Genomic DNA, 4,978 nt, shown 5'->3' on the forward strand with positions numbered 1-4,978 from the left:
AGTTCGGCCTCGTTGCCGGTGTCGGTGGAGCGAGCGCCCCTGACCTGCACGAATGTTCCAGTTCGCAGCAGTTGAACTTGCGATACACGGATCCTGTGGCCGGTTGGGCACTGGATTCTGGACGCTGGCTGGACGCGGGGAAACCGGAAGTGGTCGCTCCGGTGCCGAGTCATCCACTCTGCCCAGGGCCGTAGCGGAGCAGGCGCGGTGTGGTGGTAACTGGGCTCGTCCGGATCGTGCCGTTACCGACACAGCGGTTCGGCTTGGGGGAGAAACGGCCCGTACTGAAAACGGCCCCAGATCGCACCACGGAGTCGCCTGACCGCAACCAGACAGTGTGCCCCTGCACGTCCTCGCGGAGGACAACCTCGCCGCGGCGAGTCCCGATCTGCTGCGCGCGATGGTGAAGACGTTCGCCGACGCGCTCATGTCCGCGGAGGCCGACGCCCTGTGCGGCGCCGAGTACGGGCAGGTCAGTGACGAGCGGGTCAACCACCGCGATGGCTACCGCCCGCGCGAGTGGGACACCCGCGCGGGCACCGTCGAGCTCGCCGTGCCCGAGCTGAGGCAGGGCAGTTACTTCCCGCACTGGCTCCTGGAACGCAGGCGGCGGGCCGAATAGGCCCCGTCTCGGTCGTCGCCACCGCCTACCTGCTGGGTGTCTTCACCCGCAGGGTCGGGAAACTCGCCGAGTCCCTCGGTGTTACGCAGCTGTCGAAGTCCGCCGCAGCATCGCGGACGGCGAGACCGCCTACTTCCACTGCTACAACCCGCGCTGGGAATCACTGCCGGAACGGGTGGCGGTCAATCGGATTGCGCCGGCCGGTCGAGGAGTGTTTCGAGGCAGCCAAGCAGCAGGCCGGACTGGACCACTACCAGGTAGGCACATACGGCGCCTGGCATGGCCATATCGCCATGGCCATGCTGGCGCTGGCGATCCTGGCCGTGATTGCCCGGACCCGCAAAAAAAGGGGGCCCTGCGGGCGTGGGCGGTGACCACGGGCCACGAACGCGGCGGCTCGCGGCCTTGACCGTCGCCGAGGTCCGGCGCCTGTTCAACCTGATCGGCTCGACTCCCACCGCCATCGACCATGGACTTCACTGGTCGATCGGGAGACGCGCTCATCAGGCGAAAGCACGACGGCACCATTTCCGAAGGCGGCCATGACTCCAGATGATCCGGATCCAGCCCTGTAGTACCAGGCGCTAAACGAGGCGGATGACGCGCTTGCCGCGGGCATGGCCGGTTTCGGTGGCTCGATGGGCGTCCTGGATTTCGTCCAGGGGATACACGCGCTCGATCACCGGACGCAGGTCCTTCCTGTCGACGTGATCGGCGAGGGTTTTCAGGTCCGCGCGTCGGGGGCTGGCCATGATCAGGCGTACGCGCGGACCGGGCAGGACGGTGGACAGCAGGGCGAAGGGTATGGCGCCGGCGGTGGGCGAGGCGATGCGACCGCCGGGGCGCAGAGCGCGTCGGTAGTCGCGGACAGAGGAGCCGTGGCAGTCGAGGATGGCGTCGAACTGCCCGTTGAGGGCGTTCGGTGGGGTGGTGGCGTAGTCCAGGGCCACGTCGGCGCCGAGTTCGCGGCAGAACGGGGCGTTGGCGGCGCCGGCGATGGTGGTGACGTGGGCGCCCCAGGAGTGGGCCAGCTGGACCGCCGTACTGCCGACGCCGCCGCTCGCGCCGACCACGAGCAGCCGTTGGCCGGAGCGCAGGCGCAGGGTGTCCCGTAGGGCTTGCAGTGCGGTGATGCCGACCGCGGGCAGGGCGGCGGCTTCCACCAGGTCTGTGCTGCTGGGGGCGGTGCTGATGGCTTGGGGTTTGGCCAGGATGTATTCGCCGGCCGTGCCCGTCCGTCCGGAGACGTCGCTGAGGATGCCCCACACGTGTTCGCCCACCGTGACGTCGGTGACCGTGCTGCCGAGTGCGACCACCTCCCCGGCGAAGTCGCCTCCGGTGCCTTTGGGAAAGCGTCGCCCGGATATCAGACGCAGCCCGCCGGAGCGGATCTTCACGTCCATCGGGTTGACGCTGGATGCGTGGACCCGAACGAGCACCTGACCCGGCCCGGGGGACGGACGCGGAACGGCACCGACGGAGAGCACTTCGGGGCCTCCGTAACGGTCGTACCGGACGGCGCGCATCATCAGCTGGTCAGGCGACATGGGCGGGCTCCCTGGCGGGCATGGTCGTACCTCTTTTGGTCGGGCGTGGTCAGGAGTAGGAGGCGGCGTTTGTCGGGCGTGGTCAGGAGCAGGGGACGGCGATCTTGCCCGGGGCGCCGGCACGGAAGCGGCGAACGCCTCCGCGGCCTGCTCCAGCGGGTAGGTGGCGGTGACCTGTACCCGCGGCACGCCTGAGACGACCTGCTCGGCCAGGGAGGCCAGGGGCTGGGCGTCGGGGTTGGCCATGCTCGTGGCGCCCGGCCAACGACTGCCGCTTGCTCCGGGACACGCCCCCGGAGTCGACACGGTTCCGGTGCCGTGGCGCCGAGGGCAGGTCACTGAGCTGCCCGCGATGGCCTCGGCGAGGGTGGCGTAGACCTGCCGTGAACGGTCAGCCGGGCATCACCTTGGACGACGCGTAGACCCCCGCGTGGTGCGGCACAAGCAGTTCCACCACACCGGATGTCGTCGCCATCATCAAGCCCGGCGAGTGTCGACGACACTCGTGATCAATACGTCTGGGCGGCGGGGGGTGGGTTGTCGTGGATCACGAAGCCGTATTCCTCCAGGAGGCTGTGCGCGGTGTCGCTGCGCGTGTCGGCGGCCCCGGCCTCGTGGAAGAAACCTTCGATCGCTCCGGGGTTGATGACGCAGAGGAGCTCCGCGGTCGATGTGACGGCTTGGTAGGTGTGGGGGACCGATCGGGGCCCGAAGACGTAGGCGCCGGGTTCGGCCTCGTGCACGTCGCACTCGTCGAGCGAGGTCGATCCGACCCAGAACCGGACGCGGCCGGACAGGATGATCCAGCTCTCATCCTCTCGGGTGTGGGTGTGCAGGGGCGGCGCCTGACCGGGGCGCACGAGGGCACGCGACACGGTGATCAGTCCGCCCGTCTCGGCGCTCGACACAACCTGCTCGATCTCGTTGTCGTAGTAGCGGAAGTTCTTGCGGTCGCCTGGATTCCGCACCAGGGGCACTGCTCATGTGAGGTCCTCCTTCCGACGCGGGGCCGCAGGACGGCCTCCCCACGTCGAAGTCGCATGTGGTCGTCACGCCCGCGGAAACGCTCCGCGGTGCGCACCCTCGTTGCTCGGTCAGGGGTCCTGGGTCTGCGGTCCGGCGAACTGCATGTCCAGGCGAATCTTGATGACCTCACCCAGTAGCCCGGGGAAGAAGTTCAGCCCGAAGTCGCCGCGCCGGATCTCGCCCGCCGCCTCGAAACCGGCGTGCTTCCTGTGATCCAGAGGGGAGTCCACCACCCCGCCGAACTCGACAGCGAGCGTGACCGGGCGGGTCACGTCTGCGATGGTCAGGTCCCCCGCCAAGGTCCAGTCCTCACCGTCCCCGGAGATCCGCGTCGAGCGAAACGTCATCGTCGGGCGCTTCTCCACATCGAGCAGCTCGGCCGAGCGGGTGTGCGCGTCGCGGTCGGCGTTCCCGGTGTCGACGGAGGCCAGGGCGATCTCGGCGGTCACCCGCACCTCCTCGAGGGTCTCACCGACGTACAGCCCGGCCGTGAACTCGGTGAACCGGCCGCGGACCTTGCTGATCCCGAGGTGGCGGATGGTGAAGTCGACCGATGAGTGGTGGGGGTCGAGTTCCCACTCGCCGGGAGCGAGGGGCAGCGCGGCGACGGACGTGACAGCGGTTTTCGCAGGGGTGTCATGGCTCATGCCCTCATCGTGCGGGCCCTGCGGCGGGGGAGGGAGACCGGCCGAAGGGTAGTAGTGGCACGGCCACCCTTTGCGCCGGGGCACGTTGTACGTTCGAGAGGTGAACGACAACGAGTTGGGCACCTTCCTGCGTACCCGCCGCGAAGCCCTCACCCCAGCCAAGGCGGGCCTGCCCGCGGGCTTTCGCCGTCGCACGCCGGGGCTGCGCCGCGCCGAGCTCGCCACCCTCGCCGGCATCAGCGTCGAATACCTCACCCGGCTCGAACAGGGACGGGACCGCAACCCCTCCCCCAAGGTCCTCGCCGCCCTCGGCGACATCCTCCAGCTGTCGACGGCAGACCGACTGCTGTTGCACCGGCTGACCAGGGAACACGGCGAGGACAAGCACTTGTGCCAGGCGGTCACCGCACCGCCGGAGCACACGGTGCGCCCCACCTTGCGGGCACTCCTGGACAGTCTGGAGCCCGCTCCGGCCGTCCTGCTCAACCGGATGGGAGACATCGTGGCCTGGACACAGGGCTACGAGCGGTATGCCCGCCCACTCGGCCTGCTCGACGGCGACCCTCCCAACATGCTGCGGTACCTGTTCACCGACGACCGGTCCCGCGCCGCGTTCCCCGGGTGGGACCGGCTGGCCGACGAGCAGGTCGCCCATCTGCGCAACGAGGCCTCGCTGCACGACCCTCATGTCGCCGTCCTGGCCAACGAACTGACGGCAGCGGCGGGAGCGCCGTTCAGCGACCGGCTCGCCGCTGTCCCGGCCCCGCCCTCCCGTTTCGGGCTTGAGGTGGTCGAGCATCCCGAGGCAGGTCGCCTGCGTCTGTCGTTCGAAACGCTCGTGCTTGCGGACGAGGGCCGTCGCCTGGTGGTGCACATGCCGGCCGACCAGGCCACGGCCACCGCGCTGGACCGTCTCAATGGCCGCAGGCCGGGGGCCCTGCGGGCAGTGAGCGGCTGACCTTCGCTGGGGGATAGGGCCATCAGCCTCTGTGAATCCGGGCCTGGGGGATCCCTTCGGGCCGGCGCGGGGTTATGCGCCGGGGAAGGCGAATCCGCTGCTCGCGCGTTCAAGGCCCATTGTCGAGCTGGAGCGATCGCCTCGGAAGCCGGCTTGACTTGGCCATCCAGGACGCGTG

The 4,978-nt window shown here is 69.3% G+C and carries 4 protein-coding genes and 1 pseudogene; 2 read left to right on the plus strand and 3 right to left on the minus strand.

Features of this window, described 5'->3' with window-relative positions; all coding sequences use genetic code 11:
* Positions 1 to 337 precede the first annotated feature (337 nt).
* Positions 338 to 723 (plus strand): annotated as a pseudogene (locus AQJ46_RS11720) (transposase); the annotation flags it as partial.
* A gap of 483 nt (positions 724 to 1,206) precedes the next feature.
* Here the strand turns inward: AQJ46_RS11720 and AQJ46_RS11725 are convergent.
* From AQJ46_RS11725 to AQJ46_RS11735, 3 genes are all read right to left on the minus strand, one after another.
* Entirely contained in the window at positions 1,207 to 2,169 is a 963-nt protein-coding gene (locus tag AQJ46_RS11725) for an NAD(P)-dependent alcohol dehydrogenase (RefSeq protein WP_225887300.1), read from the minus strand.
* Positions 2,170 to 2,678: 509 nt separating this feature from the next.
* Positions 2,679 to 3,137, minus strand: a complete 459-nt coding sequence (locus AQJ46_RS11730; RefSeq protein WP_225887301.1) for a cupin domain-containing protein — start codon at positions 3,135 to 3,137, stop codon at positions 2,679 to 2,681.
* 126 nt (positions 3,138 to 3,263) lie between these two features.
* Positions 3,264 to 3,842, minus strand: coding sequence for a YceI family protein (locus AQJ46_RS11735; protein ID WP_059205493.1), 579 nt, complete (start codon positions 3,840 to 3,842; stop codon positions 3,264 to 3,266).
* 100 nt (positions 3,843 to 3,942) lie between these two features.
* On the opposite strand from AQJ46_RS11735, the gene AQJ46_RS11740 reads away from it, so the two are divergent.
* Complete coding sequence (locus AQJ46_RS11740; RefSeq protein WP_059205494.1) at positions 3,943 to 4,800, plus strand: helix-turn-helix domain-containing protein; 858 nt, start codon at positions 3,943 to 3,945, stop codon at positions 4,798 to 4,800.
* The last annotated feature ends 178 nt before the right edge of the window (positions 4,801 to 4,978 follow it).

It is taken from the genome of Streptomyces canus, from assembly GCF_001514145.1.
Lineage (GTDB): Bacteria > Actinomycetota > Actinomycetes > Streptomycetales > Streptomycetaceae > Streptomyces > Streptomyces canus.